Annotated in this window: 23 protein-coding genes and 1 tRNA gene; 4 read left to right on the forward strand and 20 right to left on the reverse strand. The window is 71.5% G+C overall.

All coding sequences use genetic code 11. From position 1 onward, the window contains the following. Positions 1-64: 64 nt before the first annotated feature. Entirely contained in the window at positions 65-487 is a 423-nt protein-coding gene (locus tag EUA98_RS14465) for a hypothetical protein (protein ID WP_130103400.1), read from the forward strand. Further along, positions 484-1,503, forward strand: coding sequence for a hypothetical protein (locus tag EUA98_RS14470; protein ID WP_130103401.1), 1,020 nt, complete (start codon positions 484-486; stop codon positions 1,501-1,503). The genes EUA98_RS14465 and EUA98_RS14470 overlap by 4 nt, the downstream gene beginning before the upstream one ends. Before the next feature lie 111 nt (positions 1,504-1,614). Here EUA98_RS14470 and EUA98_RS14475 read toward each other — a convergent pair whose 3' ends face one another. From EUA98_RS14475 to rsfS, 5 genes are all read right to left on the reverse strand, one after another. Then, on the reverse strand, positions 1,615-2,880 hold the full coding sequence (locus tag EUA98_RS14475; RefSeq protein ID WP_130103402.1) for a tyrosine-type recombinase/integrase: 1,266 nt from the start codon (positions 2,878-2,880) through the stop codon (positions 1,615-1,617). Then, positions 2,877-3,107: a helix-turn-helix transcriptional regulator gene (locus EUA98_RS19820; protein WP_165372845.1), complete on the reverse strand. Its 231-nt coding sequence runs from the start codon at positions 3,105-3,107 to the stop codon at positions 2,877-2,879. The genes EUA98_RS14475 and EUA98_RS19820 overlap by 4 nt, the downstream gene beginning before the upstream one ends. A gap of 156 nt (positions 3,108-3,263) precedes the next feature. Continuing rightward, positions 3,264-3,336, reverse strand: a tRNA-Ala gene (locus EUA98_RS14485). A 124-nt stretch (positions 3,337-3,460) separates the two neighbouring features. Then, the gene (locus tag EUA98_RS14490; RefSeq protein WP_130103403.1) at positions 3,461-4,123 is read right to left on the reverse strand and encodes a histidine phosphatase family protein; all 663 of its coding nucleotides are present in this window, start codon (positions 4,121-4,123) and stop codon (positions 3,461-3,463) included. Further along, positions 4,120-4,515, reverse strand: coding sequence for a ribosome silencing factor (gene rsfS, locus EUA98_RS14495; protein WP_130103404.1), 396 nt, complete (start codon positions 4,513-4,515; stop codon positions 4,120-4,122). The genes EUA98_RS14490 and rsfS overlap by 4 nt, the downstream gene beginning before the upstream one ends. A gap of 477 nt (positions 4,516-4,992) precedes the next feature. Between rsfS and EUA98_RS19825 the strand changes: the two genes are divergently transcribed. Next, a complete protein-coding gene (locus tag EUA98_RS19825) occupies positions 4,993-6,063 on the forward strand; it encodes a hypothetical protein (protein WP_165372846.1) in 1,071 nt (356 codons plus the stop codon). Here EUA98_RS19825 and nadD read toward each other — a convergent pair. The 10 genes from nadD to EUA98_RS14550 form a co-directional block, all read right to left on the reverse strand. Continuing rightward, positions 6,037-6,642: a nicotinate-nucleotide adenylyltransferase gene (gene nadD, locus EUA98_RS14510; RefSeq protein ID WP_130103407.1), complete on the reverse strand. Its 606-nt coding sequence runs from the start codon at positions 6,640-6,642 to the stop codon at positions 6,037-6,039. The genes EUA98_RS19825 and nadD overlap by 27 nt on opposite strands. A gap of 20 nt (positions 6,643-6,662) precedes the next feature. Beyond that, positions 6,663-6,815, reverse strand: coding sequence for a hypothetical protein (locus tag EUA98_RS19830; protein ID WP_165372847.1), 153 nt, complete (start codon positions 6,813-6,815; stop codon positions 6,663-6,665). Between the two features lie 122 nt (positions 6,816-6,937). After that, positions 6,938-8,293, reverse strand: a complete 1,356-nt coding sequence (locus EUA98_RS14515; protein WP_130103408.1) for a glutamate-5-semialdehyde dehydrogenase — start codon at positions 8,291-8,293, stop codon at positions 6,938-6,940. Positions 8,294-8,402: 109 nt separating this feature from the next. Then, a complete protein-coding gene (locus tag EUA98_RS14520; RefSeq protein WP_130103409.1) occupies positions 8,403-9,419 on the reverse strand; it encodes a GNAT family N-acetyltransferase in 1,017 nt (338 codons plus the stop codon). Continuing rightward, complete coding sequence (gene proB / locus EUA98_RS14525) at positions 9,416-10,558, reverse strand: glutamate 5-kinase (RefSeq protein ID WP_130103410.1); 1,143 nt, start codon at positions 10,556-10,558, stop codon at positions 9,416-9,418. Before proB ends, EUA98_RS14520 begins: the two co-directional genes overlap by 4 nt. Next, positions 10,555-12,156 carry a GTPase ObgE gene (gene obgE, locus EUA98_RS14530; RefSeq protein WP_130103411.1) on the reverse strand — a complete coding sequence of 534 codons (1,602 nt, stop codon included), beginning with the start codon at positions 12,154-12,156 and terminating at the stop codon, positions 10,555-10,557. The genes proB and obgE overlap by 4 nt, the downstream gene beginning before the upstream one ends. 107 nt (positions 12,157-12,263) lie before the next feature. Next, entirely contained in the window at positions 12,264-12,518 is a 255-nt protein-coding gene (rpmA, locus tag EUA98_RS14535; protein ID WP_130103412.1) for a 50S ribosomal protein L27, read from the reverse strand. A gap of 68 nt (positions 12,519-12,586) precedes the next feature. Beyond that, positions 12,587-12,895, reverse strand: coding sequence for a 50S ribosomal protein L21 (rplU, locus tag EUA98_RS14540; protein WP_207219103.1), 309 nt, complete (start codon positions 12,893-12,895; stop codon positions 12,587-12,589). A gap of 203 nt (positions 12,896-13,098) precedes the next feature. Next, the gene (locus EUA98_RS14545; RefSeq protein WP_242511540.1) at positions 13,099-16,410 is read right to left on the reverse strand and encodes an Rne/Rng family ribonuclease; all 3,312 of its coding nucleotides are present in this window, start codon (positions 16,408-16,410) and stop codon (positions 13,099-13,101) included. 328 nt (positions 16,411-16,738) lie between these two features. After that, entirely contained in the window at positions 16,739-18,547 is a 1,809-nt protein-coding gene (locus EUA98_RS14550; RefSeq protein WP_130103414.1) for a stealth family protein, read from the reverse strand. On the opposite strand from EUA98_RS14550, the gene EUA98_RS14555 reads away from it, so the two are divergent. Next, a complete protein-coding gene (locus tag EUA98_RS14555) occupies positions 18,546-20,237 on the forward strand; it encodes a GAF domain-containing sensor histidine kinase (RefSeq protein ID WP_130103415.1) in 1,692 nt (563 codons plus the stop codon). The two genes, EUA98_RS14550 and EUA98_RS14555, sit on opposite strands and share 2 nt — an antisense overlap. A 58-nt stretch (positions 20,238-20,295) precedes the next feature. Here EUA98_RS14555 and EUA98_RS14560 read toward each other — a convergent pair whose 3' ends face one another. The 5 genes from EUA98_RS14560 to EUA98_RS14580 form a co-directional block, all read right to left on the reverse strand. After that, positions 20,296-20,925, reverse strand: a complete 630-nt coding sequence (locus EUA98_RS14560) for a response regulator (RefSeq protein WP_130103440.1) — start codon at positions 20,923-20,925, stop codon at positions 20,296-20,298. A 154-nt stretch (positions 20,926-21,079) separates the two neighbouring features. Next, entirely contained in the window at positions 21,080-21,988 is a 909-nt protein-coding gene (mutM, locus tag EUA98_RS14565) for a bifunctional DNA-formamidopyrimidine glycosylase/DNA-(apurinic or apyrimidinic site) lyase (RefSeq protein WP_130103416.1), read from the reverse strand. A 9-nt stretch (positions 21,989-21,997) separates the two neighbouring features. After that, a complete protein-coding gene (gene rnc, locus EUA98_RS14570) occupies positions 21,998-22,711 on the reverse strand; it encodes a ribonuclease III (protein ID WP_130103417.1) in 714 nt (237 codons plus the stop codon). Between the two features lie 19 nt (positions 22,712-22,730). Continuing rightward, positions 22,731-22,925 (reverse strand): 50S ribosomal protein L32, encoded by a 195-nt coding sequence (gene rpmF / locus EUA98_RS14575; protein WP_130103418.1) that lies wholly within the window; start codon positions 22,923-22,925, stop codon positions 22,731-22,733. 2 nt (positions 22,926-22,927) lie between these two features. Beyond that, positions 22,928-23,506, reverse strand: a complete 579-nt coding sequence (locus tag EUA98_RS14580) for a YceD family protein (protein WP_130103419.1) — start codon at positions 23,504-23,506, stop codon at positions 22,928-22,930. Positions 23,507-23,594 lie beyond the last annotated feature (88 nt).

Raw genomic sequence — 23,594 nt, forward strand, 5'->3', positions numbered from 1 at the left:
AACCAACCCGCCGACAACACCGGCATCGAGTTAGCCGCATAGACACCCACCGGCCTCATCTACCTTGACAAATTCCGTCGCGCCGAACGTCATCCCGCCGCTGTGGCACCGCCACTGGGAGCTGGTGTGGGAGCTGTCCGCGCTGCACACGTTCTGGCTCAACGCCTACGGCCCCGGCGCGCAAGCGACGTCGCCGCTGATGTTCCAACGGTACTTCGCCGAATCGCGCACCCGGCTGCGCGAGTGGGTCGCGACCTGCGGCACGAAGATCGACACCGACCGACCGACCCGGCAGACCGCCTGGCCCGGCGAAGCACCGCACACCACCGTCCCCGAGCGACCCATCGTCGACCGCCAAGCCGACTTCCAGGCGTTCGTGACCGCGGACGTCGCCCGGCGCCGGGATGCTGCAGGCGCCGACCGGGGAGCCTTGACGCTGTTGATTGGCCAGGACTGGCTCGGTCAGACCGAGGCTGGTGCTTCATGACCGGCCCCGACGATCCGTCATGGCGAGAGCTCGCCGACCGGGTCGCGATGGACGACAGCGAGCACACCAGCGCCCTGCGCCCCCACCGCATCATGACCGGACACCTGTGGATGGCACTGCGCACCCTGGGTTTCGATTCCGGGCGTGTCCTGGTGCACGGCGACGACCCGACCGCGTTCCTCGGCCATCCGCAGGCCAAAGGCCACGGCTTCGCCTCACTGACCGCAACCGTCGGCCCGGCCGATCATCTCGGCTACCCAGTCCAGGCCGAGAAGTTCACCGACATCACCGAGAGATTCGACCTCGTCGTCGGCGCCCTGCCGTACAACGACGTCAAGTTCACCCACCCCGCCCATCAGACACGACGCAACGCCTGGCAGGACCTGCTGACCCTGACCTCCCTGAACCTCACCAGACCGGGCGGGCTCACCGTCATCCTCGCCTCCCACGACCTGCTCGACGCCCCCCACACAAAGGTCCAAGAACAGATGGCCGACCAAGCCGACCTCATCGGAGCGGTGCGCCTACCCGGCGGCATCCAACGCAACATCGCCGGCACCGACAACCCGACCGACCTGCTGCTCCTGCACCGCGCAGCGCCCGGCGCGGCGCGCCAAGTGCGCGACTTCACCTACGCGGCCCCGATCAGCATCAACGGTCGGATGCTTCTGCTGAACAACTACTTCGATGAACGACCCGACTACGTGCTCGGACAGATCGGCGTCGACCCCTTCAACGGCGGCCCGAACGCGCTCACCGTCACCGCCGACCCCACCCTGTTCGAGGCCGACCTGAGCGACGCCCTGGAGGACATCGCCACCCACGCGCGCCAGGCAGGCCTGATGTACGAGACGCGCGTGAAGGGCGTCGACGTCGCAGCCCAGGACTCGGAGCAACATTCTGTAGGCGGCGCGAGTCTGAACACCGCGCAGGGGGGTCGTGAACCGGCGACCGGTGATGGCGACCCTGATTGGGACGATCCTTGCGTGGACGAGTCCGGCCTCGATCTGTGGTGAGCAGCGACTGGTGGTGTCGTCCTCACGTCACCGGACGGGCGGCTCCGGGCGACCGGTCTATCGCGACGCTCTCGTGCTCGCGCAAAGGCTGCGCTCCGGGCAGCGCGCGCTTCAGCCCTGCAAGTCGTCGCCGTCGAGCTCGTCGAGCAGATCTTCCTCCTCGTCGGATACGCGCTGGCCGAGCAGCGTGCCGTCGGGGTCGACGGGTCGCAGCGTCCGGTCCAGGATCGAGGCCGGGGTTTGGTCGACCAACGTGTCGAGCTCGATATAGTGCTTCTGGGTGATCGCCGTGGAGGTGTGCCCGAGGAATGCTGCCGCAGCATCCACCCCGATCCCGCGGGCGAGGATCGTGGCGCCGGTGCGCCTGTACCAGCGCGGGGTGATGCCCAAACCCTCCAGGCCGGCTTCCTTGACGATGTCTCGAAAGGTCCTGCGCAAGTTGTGCAGGGTGAGCACCTTCCCGTACCGGTTGTGAAAGATGGTCACCTCCGCTTGCTCGGGCCCCATGAGTGCAAGTCGCTGGCGGATCACCTGGGCGGCGAACTCCGGCACGGGGATCCGCCGGACCGACGCGCCCGTCTTGGGGTGGTCCTGGCGGTAGCACCCGGACTTCTTGCGCTCGACCACGGTGCCCTGGATGTGGGCGACCATCCCCTTCTTGGTCTCGACGATGTCGACCGGGCGCAGGGCGAGCACCTCTCCCGGCCGCATCGAGGTACCCAGAAGCACTTCGCAGACGTCGCGCACCGTCCCGTCTGGCCTGGGTCCCATCACGCCCGGACCGGTGCGCCACTGCGCAGCGGACGCCCGGATCCGCTGCACCTGCTCCAAGCTCAGCGCCTGGACCACGTTCGGTGGCCTCGTCAGGTCCGACGTGCCCTCCAACGGGTTCCGCGGAATCGCATCGTGGCGCAGCGCGAACGCGAAGAGCATGCTGAGCAGCGTCTTGGAGTGCTTGGCCCGCGAGTAGGAGATCGCCAGCTCCTGCTTGAGGAACACTTCTACCCTGCCCGTGGTGAGCTCACCGAGCGTGTAGCTGGCGAAGAACGGCCGCACATGCAGCCGGAGGTCGTCGCGGTAGTTCTCCTTGGTGCCCTCGGAGATGTCCCGCGTCCGGAGGTCTTCGAGCCACAGCTCGGCGAGTTCCGCGAACGGGCTGGACAGGCGCAGCAGCCCGCCGCTGCCGTACCCGACACGGGCGGCCAGGCGGTCCTTGATCAAGGATCGCACCGCCCGTGCCGACGGCGCGGTTGCACGAACCTTGCGCAGCCGGCCGTCCAGGTCCCGAAACCGGGTCTCGGCGACGTACTTGCCGCCCAGGTCCACCAGCCGGATTTCACCGAACGTCCCGATCGAGGTGCGCGGCCGGCCGCTCACTGCAGGCTCCGGTCATGCCTTCGTCCGTCGTCGGCCTCCATGCGGGCGAGCCAGTCCTCGATCTCGATCACACGGAACATGAGCCGGGACCCGACGCGGAAGCCGCGCGGTCCGCGGCCTTTGGAGCGCAGGTCATACAGAGTCTGCGCGGTGACGTGGAGCCGCTCGGCGAGCTCCGGCAGCGACAGCACCTCGAGGGTGCGCGGGGAGGTGTTGTTCGTGTCCATGACACCTAGGTGTGCCGGACGCGACACACTCCGAGATCGGTCGATATCGGACGGTGCGAGGTCGAGTGGCGACGCCAAAGTGCCCAATAAATGCCCACGAGCCATGCCTCGCCCCCTTCCGGGAGCCCAGACATGGCCCGTGACCTGCGACTTCGGTGGAGCTGAGGGGACTCGAACCCCTGACCCCCTGCATGCCATGCAGGTGCGCTACCAGCTGCGCCACAGCCCCGTACTCGTACTCACCCTTGCGGGCGTCGTGAAGTCTAGGCTACGAACGCCCGAGTTCACCAATCGGCGCCCGGAGCGGCCGTCCGCGCCACGTTCTGAGCGCGGAACGCCGGCCGACGGCCCACTCACGCAAGGTCGGTTCCCGCGTTCCAGTCGTCGATCGAGGTCGACGGGCCGAGGTCGTGGCCGAAGAGCCGCCACGCCGGCTCCATGCCGGCCGGGTTGCGTCGCAGCTCGGTCCAGTGCGCGTTCGTCAGCCCGGCGATGCCCCGCCACCCGGCGATGTCCAGGCCGAGCAGGGCGGTCACCGCGAGCGTGATGGCCGCACCGTGCGAGACGACGACGAGCGCCTCGTCCTTGCTCAGCCCCGCCGAGTGCTCCGTGATCGCCTCGACCATGCGCTCGGCAACCTCGCCGCGACTCTCCGCGCCGACGTTCTCGGGCTCACCGCCGGACTTCCAGGTGGCGTACTCGGTCGCCCAGCCGGCGGAGATCTCCTCGCCGGTCAGACCCTCCCAGACCCCGAAGCTGCGTTCGCGCACGCGCGGCTCGACCACCGGCTCCAGGCCGGTGAGCTCGGACAGGTAGCCCGCGGTGGCCGCCGCCCGACCGAGGTCGGACACGACGATCAGCGCCGGCTTGGTGGTCGCGACCAGCGCGGCGGCGGCCGCCCGTGCCTGCCGCTCGCCGACGACGTCGAGCGGGATGTCGACCTGGCCCTGCAGCCGCATGGTCGCGTTGTGTGCGGTTCGCCCGTGCCGCCAGAGCAGCACGGTCCCCGCACTCACGCCGAGATCTCCGCCGAACCGTCTCCGCCCCGAGCGTCTTCGGGCAGCTCGATGACCGGGCAGTCCTTCCAGAGGCGCTCGAGGGCGTAGTAGACGCGGTCCTCGGCGTGCTGGACGTGAACGACGATGTCGCCGAAGTCGATCAGGACCCACCGGCCGGCGGACTTGCCCTCGCGCCGGATCGGCTTGGCGCCGAGCTTGTGCAGGGCCTCTTCGATGGCATCGACGATGCCGCCGACCTGGCGTTCGTTGGTGCCGGAGGCGATCAGGAACACGTCGGTCAGCACGAGCTGCTCGCTGACGTCGAGGGCGATGATCTCGTCCGCCTTGAGGGCGGAGGCGGCGCGGGCCGCAGCGATCGCCAGTTCAACGGCACGGTCGGTGGCAGTCACAGTTCTCCTAGATGGGGCCACGAGGTCCCCGATGATGAAGTGGTGGGCGCCGGGGCCGAGGCACCGGCCGCACCGGGCTCGGACGAGTCTTTGATGAGTAGCCAGACGAGGAAGCCGAGGACGAAGGCCACCAGGGCCAGCGCCACTACCTGCAACCACGTGTATGACGTGGCGCGCGGGCGGGGGTCGGCTTCATCCCCGTCAGCCGTCGATCCTACCGGGGCCGCAGGCGCTTCCTCTTCCTCGGGTGGGCGCGTGATCGCATCGAAGGATCCGGTCGGGACGTGCCCCCATCGGGGCGTCAGCGGAGCGCCGCCCGATCGCGACGGCGTCGAGTCCTGAGGTTCCGGCCCCACAGCGTCCGCTGCGGAGATCTCGGGGAGCGCACTCCAGGAGGTCTCCGGAGCGGAGGGTGGCGGGGCGACGGAGGCGGCGGGGGTCGACTGCGCCGACCGGTCCCCCGCTTTCGGCGGCACCGTGGTCGGCGCCGGACCGGCAGCGGGCGGCGCCGCAGGGCCGGGGCCGAACAGGGCGGCGGACGGCGGGACGGCCGACGTCGGGCGCTCGTCGGCCCCCGGCTGGCCGGTCGAGGACACCCGCGGGGACAGCGCCGACCGTCGCGGCGCGACGGGCGGGTACCCGCGGCCGGACGTGGCGCTGTCCGCCCGGGCGGCCCGCTCGGCGCCGGTGGAGGCAGCGGGCGCGACTGACCGGATCGTCCCTGTCGTCGCGGGCGGGTGGACCACCGGGGTCCGGGCTGTGTCGACGGGGCTCACCGGGCGCCGCATCGATCGGCGCGACGGTGGCGTCGCCGGACCCTGGATCGACAGGGATCCCAGACCGCCGGTGGACGACGTCGACTCGTCAGCTCCGTCGCCCGGTCGGCCACCCGTGGGCGGCGGGGTCTCTTTGGAGTACGACCGCTGGACGGTCGGGGGTGTGGGCGTGGACGAGGGCGAAGAGGGGGTCCAGGGCGCCGGTGCGGAGGTCGACGGCGACTCGAACGTGCGCTGCGCCGACCCCGACCCCGCTCTCGGGACCTCGGCCGCGGGCTTCTGCGGCTTCGCCGGAGCTTCAGCCGGCGCGACCTTCGGCGCACGTGCCGCGGGGGTATCCGTCCTCGGCTCGCGTGCCGCAGGGGTGTCGGCCTTCGGCGCACGTGCCGCGGGGGTATCCGTCCTCGGCTCGCGTGCCGGCGACGGGTCGACCTTCGCCGCGGCGGGCACACCTGGCGTCACCGTCGGTGGGGGCGCAGACGACGCGGTCGACGTCGGGCGGGGGCGTGCCTCCGGGGCCGCAGCCCCGGCGTTCGCCGCACGCTCGGCCGCCGCGAGCTCGGCCGCTGCGCGGGCCCGTTCACTCTCGCGGAGCTCGCGCCGGGACAGGGTGTGCGGCGCGGGTGGAGCTGGTGCAGCGGCCGCCGGCGCAGCGGAAGCCTGCGCCGGAGCGGCGGCCTGCTCGGCGGCCGCGACCTCACGCGCACGTTCGAGCTCGCGTCGGCGGCGGCGCTCGCCAGGTTCGTTACTCATCGTCGGGACCTCGATATAGACCATGCTTCGCGATGTACTGCACCACTCCGTCGGGAACCAGATACCAGACCGGATGGCCGGCCCGGACGCGGGCCCGGATGTCGGTCGACGAGATGGCCAGAGCGGGTACCTCGAGGACGCTGACGCGGTCCGGAGGCAGCCCGGCCACGGAGAGCACGTGACCCGGCCGGGTGACGGCGACGAACTGCGCCATCGTGAACAGGTGGTCCGCATCCTTCCAGCGCAGGATCTGCTCGATCGCGTCGGCGCCGGAGATGAAGAACAGGTCCGAACCGGGGCGCGACGCGAGCAGGTCCCGCAGCGTGTCGACGGTGTAGGTCGTCCCCGCACGATCGACGTCGACCCGGCTGACCGTGAACCGCGGATTCGATGCGGTCGCGATCACGGTCATCAGGTAGCGGTGCTCGGCGGGTGAGACGTCCTGGTGCTGCTTGAACGAGGGTTGGCCGGTCGGGACGAAGATCACCTCGTCCAGGTCGAACTGGGCCGCTGCCTCGCTCGCGGCAACCAGGTGGCCGTGGTGGACGGGGTCGAACGTCCCACCCATCACCCCGATCCGAGGTCGACGCTGCGTCATGGGTTCCCTCTGCCGATCGATCAGTGGCGGGTTCCGACGCTCCGAAACGCGTACGCCACCAGCAGGAGCGCAGCGAGCCCTCCGAAGCCGGCCACACCGAAGACCGCCGGCGAGAAGGGCAGCTCGTTCGAGTGCTCAACGACCTTCTCGGCCATCTGCAGGGCAGCGTGCACGACATCCTCCAAAGGGTGGGGTCACCCGCGCGCCGACCCACGCACGGAAGGTCCAGTGTCGCATGCCGGGAAATCGGGCGGACGCCCGACCTCCCCCACAAGTCGCTCGATCGCACCGCCGATCAGGGGCGGACCTGGCCCTCGCCGTTGACGATCCACTTCGTCGTGGTGAGCTCGCCGAGGCCCATCGGGCCCCGTGCGTGGAGCTTCTGCGTCGAGATGCCGATCTCGGCACCGAGGCCGAACTGGCCCCCGTCCGTGAACCGGGTCGACGCGTTCACCATGATCACCGCCGAGTCGAGCTCGGCGACGAATCGCTCGGAGGACGCGAGATCGCGCGTGACGATCGCCTCGGTGTGGCCGGACGTCCAGGTCCGGATGTGCTCGATCGCGCTGTCGAGGTCGTCCACGACCCCGACCGCGATCTCGAGCGCGAGGTACTCCCGAGCCCAGTCCTCGTCCGTGGCGGGGATCACCGTCAGCCCCGACGGCGCGAGCGCGGCGGTCCGCGCGTCACCGTGCACGACGACGCCCGCGGCACCGAGGGCGGCGAGGGCGGCCGGAAGGAAGGCGTCCGCGACGTCCGCGTGCACGAGCAGGGTCTCGGCCGCGTTGCACACGCCGGTGCGCTGGGTCTTCGAGTTCAGCAGGATCGGCAGCGCCACGTCGATCTGGGCGCTCGCATCGACGTACACGTGGCAGTTGCCCGTGCCGGTCTCGACCACGGGCACGGTGGACTCCCGCACGACCGTCTGGATGAGATCCGCTCCGCCGCGCGGCACGAGCAGGTCGACGAGCCCGCGTGCGTGCATCAGCGCGACCGCACCCGCACGCCCGTACGAATCGATCGACTGCACCGCGTCCCCGGGCAGCCCCTGGGCGAGCAGGGCCCGCGACAGGACCGACACGATGACCTCGTTCGACCTGGCCGCGGCCGAGCCGCCACGCAGGATGACGGCGTTGCCGCTCTTCAGGGCCAGGCCCGCGGCATCGACGGTCACGTTCGGCCTCGCCTCGTAGATCATCCCGACCACGCCCATCGGGACGCGCACCTGCCGCAGCCGCAGCCCGTTCGGGAGCGTCGAGCCGCGCACGACCTCACCGACCGGGTCGGGCAGCGCGGCGAGCTCGCGGAGCGCGGCGGCGATCGCCACGATGCGGTCGGGGGTGAGGGTGAGGCGGTCGAGCAGCCCCGGCGACGTACCGCTCGCCCGCCCGCGCTCGACGTCCTGCGTGTTCGCCGCGACGATCTCGTCCGTCGCCGCCACGAGCGCATCGGCGAGGGCCAGCAGGGCCGCGTCCTTGGTCCCTCGGGTCGCCGTGGCGAGCGTGCGGGCGGCGACCTTGGCGCGCCGCGCGACGTCGAGCACCGCGTCGCGAACCTCATCGGCGTCGGCGGTGGGGGCCGCGGCGGAGGACGGTTCGGGGGTCGTGGACCCGGAGCCGTCGCCGGTCTGTCGGTGGCTGAGCGTGGTCATCCTCCGAGGGTAGTCCGAGGGTCCACGCCTCGGGCAGGGGCGTCTCAGCGCAGGGCACCGTCGTCGGGCACCGATCACGTCCGGCGAGGAACCCGGCGGGTCGCCGAGCTCAGTCGGGCAGATCGAGGCCGAACGCGTACAGCCGACGCCCGTCGGGCAGGAACGTCTCGCGCTCGGGCAGCCGCACGAACCCGAGGCGCTCGTAGAGGCGGTGCGCGGTGAACATCTCGGGGCCGCTGTTGAGCACCACGCGCCGCAGGCCGCGCAGACGCGCGAGCCGGATGACGTGACACGTCAGCAGGGTGCCGAGGCCCCGCCCGCGCGCGGCCGGATCGACCGCGAGCAGGCGGAAGTCGAGCTCGCCGGGCCGCCCCAACGGGGAGATGTGGGAGCCCGGCCGCGGGGTGGCGACCGTACCGAGCAGCGCGCCCGTCGCGCGGTCCTCGGCGACCCAGACCTCGTGCTCGAGCGCCCGTGGGGCGACGTCCGCGATCGAGGCGAGGTAGGTCGGGGACAGGTCGCCGAAGTCGCCCGCGTAGGCCGAGACGGACAGCTCGGAGACGCGATCGAGCTCCTCGACGCGCACGAGCCGGACCAGCACACCGTCGCCGGGCTGCAGCGCGAAACGGAAGACGATGAGCACGCCGACGCCGGGGATGTGGGTGGTCTCCCGTTCGGGGACGCGTTCGAAGCCGAGGCGGTGGTACAGCCGCTGCGCGGTGAGGTTCCCCGGCCCGGTGTCCACGACCAGCGCAGTCACCCCCCAGCCGCGGGCCCGTTCGAGGGCGGACTCCATCAGGGCGGCCCCCACCCCGCGGCCACGTCCGGCCTGCGACGTCGCCAGCAGCCGCACCTCCGCCTCGTCCGGCAGGGCGCGCCGGGAGTACCGGGCCCCCGCCCGCAGCAGGCTCGCCGTGCCGACGAGCTCGCCGGTGGCGTCGTCGACCGCGACCAGGAGCTCCCCGGCCTCCGCGCGCCCGGCGGCGTCGTGCAGCAGCGCCACCCGGTCGGGGTCGGTGGCCGCGCCGTAGGGTCCCGCGGCGAACCCGGCCACGGTCAGCAGGCCGACCTCGGCGTGCTCGTGCGGGTGCGCGAGCCGGATGGTGATGCCCGACGGCGCCGTCATCGGCGAGGTCGCCGCACGAGGACGAGATCGTCGCGGTGCACGACCACCCGGTCGTACCCGGGGCCGAACTCCTCGCGCAGGGACGACGTCGACCGCCCGAGCAGCGACGGGACCTCGACGGCGTCGAAAGACACCAGGCCGCGGGCCACGACGGTCCCGGCAGCGCTGACCATCTCGACCGGGTCGCCGGCCTCGAAGTCGCCCTCGACGGCGGTGATCCCGGCCGGGAGCAGCGAGGCGAGGCCGCCCTGGAGCGCGCGCACCGCGCCGTCGTCGAGCACGAGCCGGCCGTTGGTGTGCGCGGCATGCGCGAGCCAGAGCAGCCGGTTCGAGCGTCGACGCCCGGTCGGGGTGAACCAGGTGCCGACCTCGTCGCCGGCCAGGGCCGGCCCGGCGAGGGCGGCCGAGGTCAGCACGACGGGGATGCCGGAACCCGTGGCGATCGCGACCGCGTCGATCTTGGTGACCATGCCGCCGGTCCCGACCGACGCACCGCGCCCGGTCACCTCGACCCCCACCAGGTCTGCCGGTCCGCTGACCGTGGTGATCTTTCGGGCACCGCCACGGGCGGGGGGACCGTCGTAGAGCGCATCGACGTCGGTCAGCAGGACCATCGCGTCGGCGTGCACGAGGTTCGACACGAGCGCGGCGAGCCGGTCGTTGTCCCCGAAGCGGATCTCGTCGGTCGCCACGGTGTCGTTCTCGTTGACGATCGGCACGACGCCGAGCTCGATCAGCCGGGTGAGGGCGCGCCGGGCGTTGCGGTAGTTCACGCGCCGGATGGTGTCCTCCGCGGTGAGCAGCACCTGCCCGACCCGCAGGCCGTGCGCGGCGAACGCCTCGGTGTAGGCCGCCACGAGAAGGCCCTGACCGACCGACGCCGCGGCCTGCGCCGTGGCGAGGTCCCGCGGCCGGGAATGCAGCCCGAGCGGCCCGATCCCGGCGGCGATCGCTCCCGACGACACGAGCACGACCCGCACGCCGGCAGCGCGGCGCGCGGCGAGCACATCGACCAGTGCCCGCAGCGCTGCATGGTCGAGCCGGCCGTCCGCGCCCGTGAGCGAGGACGACCCGACCTTGACCACGACGCGACCGGCGCCTGCGAGCAGGCTCCGGTCGCTGACGGGCGCGATGGTCACGACCCGATGGTGGTGCCAGCTCCGGTCGACCCGTCCGACCAACCGGGAGCCTCGGCCTCGCCGGGATCCTGCGCGGGGTCGACGAGGTCGTCGTCGGTCCAGACCCCTGCCTCGCGCTCGGTCCAGAGCTCGGCGCGGGCCTCGGTCTTCGCGTCCATCCGGTCCTTGTACTCCTTGCGCTTGTCCAGGCGGGTCGGGCGTGCGTGCTGCTCGAGCCGCAGGTCCGTCCCGCGCGGTCCGCCGAGCAGCTCGGAGCCGGTCAGCAGCGTCGGCTCCCAGTCGAACACGACGGCGCTGGGGCCGGACCCGATGACGACCTCGGCACCCGCCACGGCACCGGCGGCGAAGAGGGACTCCTCGACCCCCAGCCGGGCGAGCCGGTCGGCCAGGTAGCCCACCGCCTCGTCGTTCGAGAACTGGGTCTGGCGCACCCAGCGCTCGGGCCGCGTGCCGAGGATCTGGAAGTACTCCCGGCCGGCCTCCTCGCGCCGCGAGACGGTGAAGCCGGCGTCGTCCACGGCCTTGGGCCGCAGGACCGTGCGCGTCGGGACGATGTCCGCGGACTCCCGTCGGTGCTTCTCGACCAGCGCGGCGAGCGCGAAGGTCAGCGGGCGCAGACCCTCGTGGCTCGCGGCCGAGATCTCGAAGACCTGCAGGCCGCGGGCCTCCAGCTCGGGGCGCACCATGTCGGCGAGGTCGCGGGCCTCGGGGACGTCGATCTTGTTGAGGACGACCATGCGCAGGCGCTCGGTGAGCGGCACCCGCCCACCGTCGATGCCGACGTCGCCGCCGTACTGCGCGAGCTCGGCCTCGATCACGTCGAGGTCGCTGAGCGGGTCCCGGTCGGGCTCGAGCGTCGCGCAGTCGATCACGTGCACGAGGACCGAGCACCGCTCGATGTGGCGCAGGAACTCGAGCCCGAGCCCCTTGCCTTCGCTCGCACCGAGGATCAGGCCCGGCACGTCCGCGACGGTGTACCGCGACGAGCCGGCCTGCACCACGCCGAGGTTCGGGATGAGCGTGGTGAACGGGTAGTCGGCGATCTTCGGACGAGCGGCCGAGATCGCGGCGATCAGGCTGGACTTGCCCGCGCTCGGGAAACCGATGAGCGCGACGTCGGCGATCGTCTTGAGCTCGAGGACGACGTCGTTCTCCTCGCCGGGCTCGCCCAGCAGGGCGAAGCCGGGCGCGATGCGGCGCGGAGAGGCGAGGGAGAAGTTGCCGAGGCCACCGTGCCCGCCGGGCGCCACGACGTAGCGCGCGCCGAGGCCGACGAGGTCGGCGAGGACCACACCGTCGGTCGACTTCACCACGGTGCCGTCCGGGACCCCGAGGACGAGGTCGTCACCCGAGGAGCCCTGGCGGTAGTTGCCCATGCCCTGGGTGCCGGACTGCGCGTGCCAGTGCGGGGAGTGGTGGAACTCGAGCAGGGTGGTGATCTGGGGGTCGACGACGATGATCACGGACCCGCCGCGGCCTCCCGTGCCACCGTCGGGACCGGCAAGGGGCTTGAACTTCTCCCGGTGGATCGAGGCACAGCCGTTTCCGCCGTCACCCCCGGTGGCGTGCAGCACGACCCGGTCGACGAATGTCGCCACGGCTGGCTCCTCCTTGCTTCGGTACAACTAGTGAGAGACGACGAAGGGGCGCACCGCTACCGGTGCACCCCATCATCGTGAAGACTACGAACAGGTTTCGACCTTCGTCACGCAGCGGCGACGATGTCGATGACCTTCCGGCCGCGACGCGTCCCGAACAGGACCGCACCGGCGGTCAGCGCGAACAGCGTGTCGTCGCCGCCCCGTCCGACGTTGATCCCGGGGTGGAAGTGCGTGCCGCGCTGGCGAACGATGATCGTGCCGGCATTGACGAGCTGACCACCGAAACGCTTGACGCCCAGGCGCTGCGCGTTGGAGTCGCGCCCGTTACGAGAGGAGCTTGCGCCCTTCTTGTGTGCCATCTCAAACCTGCTTTCGTGCTACTGGTGGAAGGGGATCCGATGCGAGCCGTCGAGGCCGCACGGGAGAGTCAGGAGATGCTGGTGACCTTGACGCGGGTCAGCTTCTGGCGGTGACCCAGGCGCCGGCGGTAGCCGGTCTTGTTCTTGTACTTGAGGATGTCGATCTTCGGGCCCTTTTCGTCCCGGACGACCTCGGCCGTGACCTTGATCTTCGCCAGAACCTCGGCGTCGGTCGTCACGTTCTCCCCGTCAACAAGCAGCAGGGCCGGGAGCTCGATGATCGAACCCGTCTTGGCGGACTGGCGGTCCATGACGACGATGTCGCCGACCGACACCTTCTCCTGGCGGCCACCCGATTTCACGATCGCGTACACCACGTTGCTGCTCATCTCTGCTCGGTCAATAACTTGCGTCTGCGGCGTGCTCTTCGCGACGTTGCCCTTCGGGCTGCGCGGGCACACAGGGTCTGCGCGCACTAAGCGCGCCGACGGTCAAGAGTACGGAATCCACCCGGCAGGGTCAAACGGGGCCGGGTAGGCCCTCGGGTCACCGGCCGACGCCGGCGACCCGAGGGAACAGCTCACTGCTGCGGGACGGTATCCGTCTCGGCCTCGCCCAGGTCGAAGACCTCGGGCGCGACCGGGAACAGCTCGAGCGTCTCGTCGGCGTCGAACCCCAACGGGAGGTCGGCCGGGCCGGTCTGGCCAGGCTGGCCGGTCCGTCCGCCGAGCTCGTGACCGTGCTCGTGAGCGTGCGCCGCAGCAGCGGCGATCGTCGCGAGCGTGGCCTTGACCGCAGCTCTGACCTCCGGGAGGACCGGCACCGCAGGAAGCGGCGCGGCACCCGCGAGGGCGGAGATGTCCTTGGCGGCCCCACGCTTGCGGCGCGAGCCCTTGGAGTCGCTGTCGCCATCCGTCGAGCCCGACGACGCGGAGCCGTGCGAGTGCCCGCCCTGCGCGCCGTCGCCCGCGTGACCGGCCCTGTCGTTCGGCTCCGTGTGCACGATGAAGCCGCGCCCGTTGCAGTGCTCGCAGGTCTCGCTGAACGCCTCGACGAGGCCCTGCCCGACCCGCTTGCGGGTCATCTGGACGAGCCCGAGCGAGGTGACCTCGGCCACCTGGTGCTTGGTGCGGTCGCGCCCGAGGCATTCGACGAGCCGGCGCAGGACGAGGTCCCGGTTCGACTCGAGCACCATGTCGATGAAGTCGATCACGATGATCCCGCCGATGTCACGCAGCCGGAGCTGGCGGACGATCTCCTCGGCGGCCTCGAGGTTGTTCCGGGTGACCGTCTCCTCGAGCGTGCCGCCCGCACCGGTGAACTTGCCGGTGTTGACGTCGACGACCGTCATGGCCTCCGTGCGGTCGATCACCAGCGAGCCACCCGAGGGCAGCCAGACCTTGCGGTCCATGCCCTTGGCGAGCTGCTCGTCGACCCGGTAGGCGGCGAACACGTCGCCCGTCCCGGTCCAGCGGGTGACCTTCTGGGCGAGGTCCGGCGCGAGCGCACCGATGTACCCCGAGATGGTGTCCCACGCCTCGTCGCCCTCGACCACGAGCGACCCGAAGTCGCCGTTGAAGATGTCGCGCACGACGCGGATCGCGAGGTCCGGCTCACCCTGCAGCAATGCCGGCGAGGAGGCGGTCTTGGCCTTCTTCTCGATGGCGGTCCACTGCTCCTGCAGGCGGGTGATGTCGGCGCGCAGCTCGTCCTCGCTCGCCCCTTCGGCCGCGGTGCGCACGATGACGCCGGCCGTGTCCGGGACGATCTCGCGGAGCAGCTTCTTCAGGCGGGCGCGCTCGTTGTCGGGGAGCTTGCGGGAGATCCCGGTCATGCCGCCGCCGGGCACGTAGACCAGGTACCGGCCGGCCAGCGTGACCTGCGACGTGAGCCGGGCACCCTTCTGGCCGATCGGGTCCTTGGTCACCTGGACCAGGACCGAGTCGCCGGACTTGAGCGCCTGCTCGATGCGGCGCGGCTGGCCTTCGAGGCCGGCGGCGTCCCAGTTCACCTCGCCGGCGTACAGGACCGCGTTGCGGCCCTTGCCGACGTCGACGAACGCGGCTTCCATGCTCGGGAGCACGTTCTGCACCCGACCGAGGTAGACGTTCCCGGCCATCGACGCTTGCGCCTGGCGGGAGACGTAGTGCTCGACGAGCACCCCGTCCTCCATCACGGCGATCTGCGTCGCGCCGTCGATCTCGCGCACGACCATCGACCGGTCGACGGACTCGCGGCGAGCGAGGAACTCCGACTCGGTGACGATCGTCCGACGACGACCGGCATCGCGCCCCTCGCGGCGGCGCTGGCGCTTGGCCTCGAGCCGGGTCGAGCCGCGCAGCGCGGTGACCTCGTCGGCGGCCGGCGGAGACGTCTGGGCCGAGGAGCGCCCGCCGCGCGAGCGCGTGGGCTGGCTGACCGGCTCGGAGTCGACGCCCTCTCCCCCACGCCCGCTGCGACGGCGACGACGACGGCGACGGCTCGAACCGCCGCCCTCGCCACCCTGGTCGTCGTCCTCGGACTCGTCCGCGCCCTGGTGGTCCTCGTCGGTCGGCGTCGTGTCGTCGGTCGCGGCAGCGCCACGATCTGCACCGGGGCGATCCGTGGCGTTGCGATCGGCGTTGTTGCGATCGTTGCTGTCCGTGTCGGCGTCGTCCGTGCCGCTGCGTCCGCGACGACCGCGGCCACCACGACGACGGCGACGGCGGGGCCCACCATCGCCGGACTCCTCGTCCTCGTCGACCTCGTCCGTCGAGTCCTCGGCGGACTGGTCCTCAGCCGACTGGTCTTCGGCCGAGACGTCCTCGGTAGTCAGATCGTCGGCGGCCAGGTCCTCGGCCGTCTCGTCCTCGTCGAGGGCGAGGTCCGGCGCGACCTGTTCCTCGACGTCGCGTGCACCGCGACCGCGGCCACCACGGCCACGGCCTCCGCGCGGTCCACGGTCACCGCGGTCGTCACGACGGGCCACGACCTCGCCCTCGGGCGCCTCGTCGGGTGTGGCGGTCGCCAGCAGCTCTTCGACGGCCGCGTTCGCCCTCGACGAGCCACGCCGACGCGACGTGCGCTTGGCCGGTGCCGCGTCGGACTCCGGCTCCACCTCGACCTCGGGCCGGGTGTCCGTCCGGGGGGCAGGGCTCGTGCTCGGGGCACGACCCGAGTCGAACGGGGTCCGCGAGGTGTCGAACGGCGTGCGGGTGGGCTCGATCGGGGCCTCCTCGGCGGCGCGGGGCGGGCCCGCGGGCGACTGGGCCCGGCGGCGGCGCGGCCGGGTGGTCGCGTCGGCCGACTGGAACAGGAGTGCGGTCATGGCGCCCGGGGTGGCGAGCTCAGGCTCGTCGGCCGGTTCGACGGGCTCGTCCGCGGTCTCCGCAGCGGCGCGGGAGGCGGCCACGGGTGCGAGCTCGGCAAAGACATCGAGGGTGGAGCGCGAGGCGCGGGTCGCCCGGCGCGGGCCGCGTCCCCGGGTGGTCGGCTCGGCCGGCTCAGAGGGCGCCTCGGCGAGAAGTTCGACCGGGGCGGCGGCGACGGCGGTGGGCTCTGGCGCGATCTCGGCCGAGGCGGGTTCCACCACGTCGACGTCGACGTGGACCGGAGCGGCTGCCTTCTTCGTGACCCGCGTAGAGGCGCGCTTGGCCGGCGCGCGCTTGGCGGCGGCCTTGCGCGGGGCACGGGTCGGCGCGTCGGCGTCCGCGTCGGCCGAGGCCGCAGCGTCACCTGCCGGGGCGGTGCTGGTCGCGGCTGTCTCGACCGGCGCGGCCACGATGCCGGGTGCCGCGGTCTTGCGGGTCGCGCGGCGCCGGGGCGCCTTCACCACGGGCTGTGCCGCGGTTGCGTCGGGGTTGCCCGACGGCGATTCGACGGGGGTGTTGTCGGACGTGTTTTCGAGCGTCACTCGTGGTACTCCTGTGTGCCCCGGCTGCCGTCCACACTCCCCGGCACCCGCGGGCGGTCAGTCGTCGCTCACGCGGTTGCGCGGCGACGGAAGTCGGTCGCGACTGGCCACAAGAGGCGGGCGGCGCCGGCGCCCGCCTGTTCGCCCTGGTGGGGCGGCGGCGGCGCGGCGAGCCGCGGAGCGCAGTTGCGGCGAGCACGGTCATCAGCCTTGGAGGCGGTGTGGACACCCTCAGGACCACGGCAAGTATCGCACAGCGGCCTGAAGATGTACCCGTCGACACGATTCGGCTGCGCGCGGCGGGCAAGCGCCGCGCGAAGCCGACCGGCTACTTCTCCCAGGGCGCAGCGATGGGGAAGTACCGCTCCAGGAAGTCCGTGACCCGGCGCGTGCGCTCCTCCGCGCTCACCTCAGGAAAGCTGCCGTCGTTGAGGCAGAAGAAGTCGTGCGAGCGCTTCCTCAGGAGCTGGTCGAGGCAGGCCAGACCGGAGGTGAGCGTGGTGTCCACGTACCGGACCCGGGCGTTCTCCTGGGTGACCGCGCGGCCGGTCAGCAGGGCGTAGTAGTGGTAGAGCGAGTTGGTCACCGAGATGTTGTCCTTGGCTCGGAACCGGCTCCCGGCCGTGGCCGCGAACTCCGCGGCGAACTCCTGCTCCATCTCCAGGAGCACGCTGCGGCGCAGCGGGGTGGCGCAGTGCTCGAGGTGCCGGGTGGTGATCCGGCCGAACTTCTCCTGCAGCAGACGGCGATTGACCCGGGCCGCGTTCTCGAAGCCGCTGCGGTCCAGGTGGTTGTCGCCCAGGCCGATGCGGGTACCTGCCTGGACGAACTTCGTGATGCCGCCCGGCGAGAAGAACATGTCGGGGCCGAGCGGCCGGCCGAGGAACATGTCGTCGTTCGAGTACAAGAAGTGTTCGGACAGCCCCTCGATGTGGTGCAGCTGGGACTCGACCGCCTGCGAGTTGTGCGTCGGGAGCACCGAGACGTCCGCGAAGTGGTCCTCGCTCCGCACCAGGGTGACGCCGGGGTGGTCGGCGAGCCACTCGGGCGCCGGCGAGTCCGTCGCGATGAAGATCCGCCGGATCCACGGGGCGAACATGTAGATGGACCGCAGGGCGTACTTGAGCTCGTTGATCTGCTGGTAGCGGGCCTCGGAGTCGTCCCCCTCGCCGACGACGACGCCCTCCATCCGCAGGGCGCGCGCGGCCCGGTACTCCGGGGAGTTCCCGTCGACCCAGGAGAACACCAGGTCGATGTCGAAGTCGATGTCCGTGGCGTGGTCGGCGAACATGTTCTCGATCGTCGGCCAGGTGCGGCCGAACCGCTCGACCGTTCCGCGGACCGCCTCGGCGGCGGGCAGCGTGCGGCGCGTGAGCGAGTTCTCGATCGGCAGGACGAGGTTCCCGTCCTCCCACGACCACAGCTCGAGCTGGACGCCCCCCGACGAGCCGTACGTGAGCCCGCCCACGGGCTCGACGCGCGGCCGGTAGAGCCGGAAGATGCGGGCCTTGCCCCCGAGGGACAGGGCGCCGTCGGAGACGAGTAGCGCCGTCTTCTTCTTCGCGTCGACGGTCATCGAGTAGAACGGTTCGTCGCGGCACGCGGCGGCGAGCACCCGGCGCAGCTCGACCCGGTCCTTCCAGTCCGCCGCGAGGACGGGGCGGCGGTCGTTGCCGCGCACCAGGAGGTACCGGATCCCGGCCTCCTCGAGCGCGGCGCCGATGAACAGGAGGTCCTCGATCATCGCCTCGTGCGCGGTCCGATCGGTGTTCACGACCGCGAACCGGCCCTTGACCTTGACGACGTCCGCCCGGTCGGTCAGCCTCGCGACCGCGTCCGGCGAGGTGACCTCGATGACCTCGCGTGCGGGTTCTTCAGGTTCCGGCGCCCCGAAATAGACGTCGTGCAGGGCGAGCGGATCCGTGATGGGGTCCTCCGAATGAGACTGACGGGCAAGGGGGCTGCGCCCATGATAGGCGCGTCCACGCGTCTCGACGGAGCCCCTCCCCCGGCCGCCAGGCCCCGCACACCACGCCCGGCGCAGGGCCGAACGGTGCGACCGGTCCGCCGCGCGAACGAGCGAGTCACAACCCCACGTACCGTGGGGGTAGTTGAACGCGAGCGAGAGAAGCGACATGACCATCGACCAACGACCAGCGCCGGCGGGAACCTCCGACCTGTTGCGCGCGGTCCTCTCCCTCGCGGCCGACCTGGACCTTCCCAGCCTGCTCGAACGCTTCGTCGAGGCGAGCACCGAGCTGACCGGTGCGCGCTACGGGGCGATCAACATCCTGGACGAGCACGGCGTCTCGCTGACCTTCGTGCAGAGCGGGCTGGACGACTCGATCGTCGCCCAGCTGGCCAACTCGCCGCACTCGATCGGCGTGCTCGGTCAGATTCCCGCGCACGGGGTGCTGCGCCTCGAAGACCTCACCGACCACCCCGCGTTCCAGGGGTTCCCGAGCAACCACCCGCCGATGGGCTCCTTCCTCGGCGCCGCCGTGCGCGTGCGCGAGGAGGTCTTCGGCTACCTCTACCTCTCCGAGAAGGAGGGCGGCTTCAACGAGGACGACGAGGCGGTGGTCACCGCGCTGGGGGCCGCCGTGGCCGTCGCCATCCAGAACGCGACGCTCTACGCCGACGCCGACCGGCGCCAGCACTGGCTCCAGGCGGGCCAGAAGATCACCACGATGCTGCTCGAGGGCGCCGAGGAGGAGGAGGCCCTGCAGCAGATCGCCAGCACGGCACGGGAGATCGCGAAGGCGGACACCTCCGCGCTCGTGCTTCCCGGCCTGGGCGACAAGCTGGTCATCGAGATCGTCGACGGCCTCGCCCACGAGGAGCTGCTCGGGCTCACCATGCCGCCGGACGGGAAGTCCTGGCTCGCGTTCACCCGCGGGATCGGCGAGGTCGTCCCGTCCCTGGCCGCCGCCAAACGGCTCAGCCTGGCCCCGATGCGCAAGTTCGGACCGGCCCTGTACGCGCCGCTGCGGACCGCGGGGCACAGCGTCGGGGTGCTCGTCCTGCTGCGTCAGGTGGGTTCCCCGCCGTTCGCGCGCAGCGACCTCGTCGCGGCACAGTCGTTCGCCGCGCAGGCGGCCCTGGCCTTCGTCCTGGCGGAGGCCCGGCACGCGCAGGACGTCGCGGCGCTGCTCGACGAACGCGAGCGGATCGCCCGCGACCTGCACGATCTGGCCATCCAGCAGCTGTTCGCCACGGGCATGCAGCTCGAGACGGTGCGCCGGCGGGCCGCGCGCGGCGTCGAGCCGGCCAACCTCACCAGCATCATCGAGGAGGCGCTCGACAGCGTGGACTCGACGGTGCGCCAGATCCGGACCATCGTGCACCAGCTGCGCGACCCGGATGCGGCCACGTCCCTGGTCGAGCGCCTGAGCCGTGAGGCGTCCCTCGCGCGCCGGGGGTTGGGGTTCGCCCCGTCGCTCGTCTTCGCGCTGGACGGCCGCGTCGTGGACTCGTCCAAGAAGGACCACGACGCGCAGAGCGACCTCGACCGGATCGACGACGTGGTGGGTGCGGACCTGGCCGACGACGTCGTCGCGGTCGTGCGCGAAGGCCTCGCCAACGCTGCCCGGCACGCGCACTCGTCGTCCGTGGCGGTGCGGGTCGCGATCACGGGGTCAGGGCCGACGGGAACGGTCGGGATCGAGGTCGAGGACGACGGTGCCGGCCTGTCGGTCGCGCGTGACCGGCACTCCGGGACGCAGAACCTCGCCGCCCGGGCCCGTCAGCATCGCGGCACGTTCAGCCTGGGGTCGCCGCCCTCGGGCCGCGGCACGCTCCTGAGCTGGCAGGTCCCGCTCGCCTGACGCGATCCGCCGGGTCGAGCCTGGTCGGGCCGGGGCCAGGAGTCTCGGGCCAGCAGGGTCAGGAGTCGCCGGGCTCCGCGCGCCAGCCGCTGTGCTTGCGGGCCGCCACCCAGGCCGCGACCTGGGTGCGACGCTGCAGGCCCATCTTCGCCAGCAGCGAGGTGATGTGGTTCTTGACGGTCTTCTCGGCGACGCTCAGGCGCTCGGCGATCTCGCGGTTGGACAGGCCCTCGCCGATGAGGTCGAGCACCCGCAGCTCGCTCGGGGTCAGGTGCTCGGTCGGGTCGTCGTGGCCCGCCTTGTGCCGGGTGACCGTGCGCTCGTCGAGCAGCGTGCGACCCGCGGCGACCGCGCGGACGACATCGGTGATCTCGGCCCCGCGCACGCTCTTGAGCAGGTAGGCGACCGCGCCGGCGTCGAGCGCCGCGGCCAGCGCGTCGTCGTCGTCGAACGAGGTCAGCACGATGGCCTTCACCTCGGGCTGCGTCTCGCGGATCTTCTTCATGAGGTCGATGCCCGTGCCGTCCGGCAGCTGGAGGTCGACCAGCATGATCTGGGGGTGCACGAGGCCCGCACGGCGCACGCCGTCGGCCACGGAGCCCGCCTCGGCGACTACGTGCATCCCCTCGGCGCGCTCGACAACCTCGGCGATTCCCCGTCGGACGATCTCGTGATCGTCGACGATCATCACCGTGATTACGGCCGCACGGTCGGCGGAAGAGGTCAAGTTGCTGATCACCACGTCGGTATCGTAACGATCAGGAAGCGCCTTCGACGTCATCCGCCACCCTGCCGTCCGTTTTCTTTACGTTTCTCCCCTACCGGCGGCCTACCGGCGACCGCTACCAGCGCCCGTTCCGCGGCCGCGGCTGACACGTCGGGCACGTGAACGACGAGCGGTTCATGAACTCGTCGCGCACCACCGGGCTCCCGCACCGCGGGCACGGCCGACCCACCTGGCCGTACACGGCCAGGGACCGGCCGAAGTAGCCGGACTGACCGTTGACGTTGACGTACAGCGCGTCGAAGCTGGTCCCGCCGACCGCCAGCGCCGCGCTCATGACCTCGGTGGCCGAGTCGAGCACGCGCTCGACGTCGACCCGGCGCAGGGTGTCCGTCGGGCGGGCGTAGTGCAGCTGCGCCCGCCACAGCGCCTCGTCGGCGTAGATGTTGCCGATCCCGGAGACCAGCCGCTGGTCGAGCAGGGCCCGTTTGAGGCCGGTGCGACGGTGGCGCACCGCGGTGACCAGCGCGGCGCGGTCGAGGGACGGGTCGAGAAGATCACGCGCGATGTGCGCCGCGGGGCCGGGGACCACGGGCGCTGCGGACCCCCGGCCGCCCGGGGCGCCGTCGGACGTCGCCACGAGGGGAGTCACCGCAAGGTGGCCGAACGTGCGCTGGTCGACGTAGTGCAGCTCGGAGCCGTCGTCGAGCACGAGCCGTACGCGCAGGTGCGGCGACGGCGGGGCGACGGCACCCGCCTCGCGCACGAGGAGCTGACCGCTCATCCCGAGATGCGCCATCAGCGCGGCGTCGGCGGTGGTGTCATCGAGCAGCAGCCACAGGAACTTGCCGCGGCGGACCGCTGCCTCGAACCGCCGGCCGGTGATCGCCTCGGCGAAGCCCTGCGGACCGCCGGCGTGGTGCCGCACGCAGTACTCGCGCAACACCTCCGCATGCGCCACCGTGCGCCCCAGGACGTGCCGGGCGAGTCCGTCTCGGACGGTCTCGACCTCGGGGAGCTCGGGCACGAGGGTGGGTCAGGACCCGCTGGCGCCGGCCTGCAGCACGCCGTACGCGAGCGCGGCGGCCTCCTGCTCGGCGATCTTCTTCGCGGAGCCGAGGCCGATCCCTCGCACCTCACCCCCGACGATCGCCCGAGCGGTGAACGAGCGCTCATGATCGGGGCCGGTGCCCTCGACCTCGTACACCGGTCCGCCGAGGCCGAGCTCGGCCGCGAGCTCCTGGAGCGAGGTCTTCCAGTCCAGCCCCGCACCGAGATCGGCGGCGAGGTCGAGCGTGGGGTCCACCAGGCGTTCGACGAGCGTGCGCGCGGCCTCGAGACCGTGCGAGAGGTAGACGGCGCCGAACACGGCTTCCATCGTGTCCGCAAGGATCGAGTCCTTGTCCCGCCCACCGGTGGTCAGCTCACCCTTGCCCAGCAGCACGAAGCTGCCCAGGCCGAGCGTGCGCGCGATCGCGGCCAGCGCACGTTGGGACACCGACGCCGCTCGCATCTTCGCGAGGTCGCCCTCCGACTGGTCCGGATGACGGCGGTACAGCGCCTCGGTGACGACCAGGCCGAGCACGGTGTCGCCGAGGAACTCGAGCCGCTCGTTGGTCGGGATGCCACCGGCCTCGTGCGCGAACGACCGATGGGTCAGTGCAAGCACGAGAAGCTCGGGGTCCAGATGGACCCCGAGCTTCTCGATGAGCTGGTCGGCCGAGACAGCGGTCACGTCACGTGTCTGCATCGGCGCCACGAGGGCTTCGTCAGCCGGCGTGCTCGGTGCGAACGGCCTCGGCGTACTGGCGGCCGTTGTAGTTACCGCACGTCGGGCAAGCGATGTGCGGACGGGTGTTGCCCTTGCACTGGGTGCAGGTGGTGAGCGCGGTAGCAGTGGCCTTCCACTGCGACCGACGCGCACGGGTGTTGCTGCGCGACATCTTGCGCTTCGGAACAGCCACGGCTAGCTCTCTTTCGTCTCGTCGAACGTACCCTGGAGCCGGTTGAGCGCGGCCCACCGAGGGTCAAGGATCTCATGCGAATGGTCCGGGTCGTCCGCCAGGAGCGCTCCGCACTCGGAGCACAGCCCTGGGCAGTCTGGCCGGCACAACGGTCGGAACGGTAGCGCAGGCACTACCGCATCTCGCAACGCGGGCTCGAAGTCGATCAGATCGCCCTCGAGCTCACGCACGCCCTCGAGGTCGTCCCCTTCCGCTTCCGCGATCCGGGCACGCTCCGAATAGGCGTACAGCTCCACCACCGAGACCTCGACGTCGTCGAGCACCTCTTCCAGGCAGCGCACGCACTCCCCGACCGCCCGGCCGCGAATGCTGCCGGTGACGAGGACCCCCTCCATCACGGACTCGAGCCGAAGCTCCAGCTCAAGGTCCGTACCGGTGGGAATGCTGATGATGTCGGTGCCGAGGTCCACCGGTGCCGGAATCGTGCGTTCCACCTGACGCATCGATCCCGCTCGTCGACCGAGCTCTTTGGTATCGAGCACGAACGGTGATCGGGGATCGAGGTGAGTCGGGTGCTCCACGGCGGTTCCAGACAAGGTTAGACGTTCGGCCCGTGCAAGACCTGCAGGGCCAACGGAGGATGTTACCCGGTTGCGGGTGGGCGCCCAA

This window comes from Pengzhenrongella frigida (assembly GCF_004168625.1).
GTDB lineage: Bacteria > Actinomycetota > Actinomycetes > Actinomycetales > Cellulomonadaceae > Pengzhenrongella > Pengzhenrongella frigida.

Coding starts and splice junctions, on each gene's coding strand:
- EUA98_RS14470 (WP_130103401.1), top strand. CDS start 484: ATGACCGGCCCCGACGATCCGTCATGGCGAGAGCTCGCCGACCGGGTC.
- EUA98_RS19820 (WP_165372845.1), bottom strand. CDS start 3,107: ATGGACACGAACAACACCTCCCCGCGCACCCTCGAGGTGCTGTCGCTG.
- nadD (WP_130103407.1), bottom strand. CDS start 6,642: ATGACGCAGCGTCGACCTCGGATCGGGGTGATGGGTGGGACGTTCGAC.
- EUA98_RS14515 (WP_130103408.1), bottom strand. CDS start 8,293: ATGACCACGCTCAGCCACCGACAGACCGGCGACGGCTCCGGGTCCACG.
- EUA98_RS14520 (WP_130103409.1), bottom strand. CDS start 9,419: ATGACGGCGCCGTCGGGCATCACCATCCGGCTCGCGCACCCGCACGAG.
- rpmA (WP_130103412.1), bottom strand. CDS start 12,518: ATGGCACACAAGAAGGGCGCAAGCTCCTCTCGTAACGGGCGCGACTCC.
- EUA98_RS14555 (WP_130103415.1), top strand. CDS start 18,546: ATGACCATCGACCAACGACCAGCGCCGGCGGGAACCTCCGACCTGTTG.
- EUA98_RS14550 (WP_130103414.1), bottom strand. CDS start 18,547: ATGTCGCTTCTCTCGCTCGCGTTCAACTACCCCCACGGTACGTGGGGT.
- EUA98_RS14560 (WP_130103440.1), bottom strand. CDS start 20,925: ATGATCGTCGACGATCACGAGATCGTCCGACGGGGAATCGCCGAGGTT.
- rnc (WP_130103417.1), bottom strand. CDS start 22,711: ATGCAGACACGTGACGTGACCGCTGTCTCGGCCGACCAGCTCATCGAG.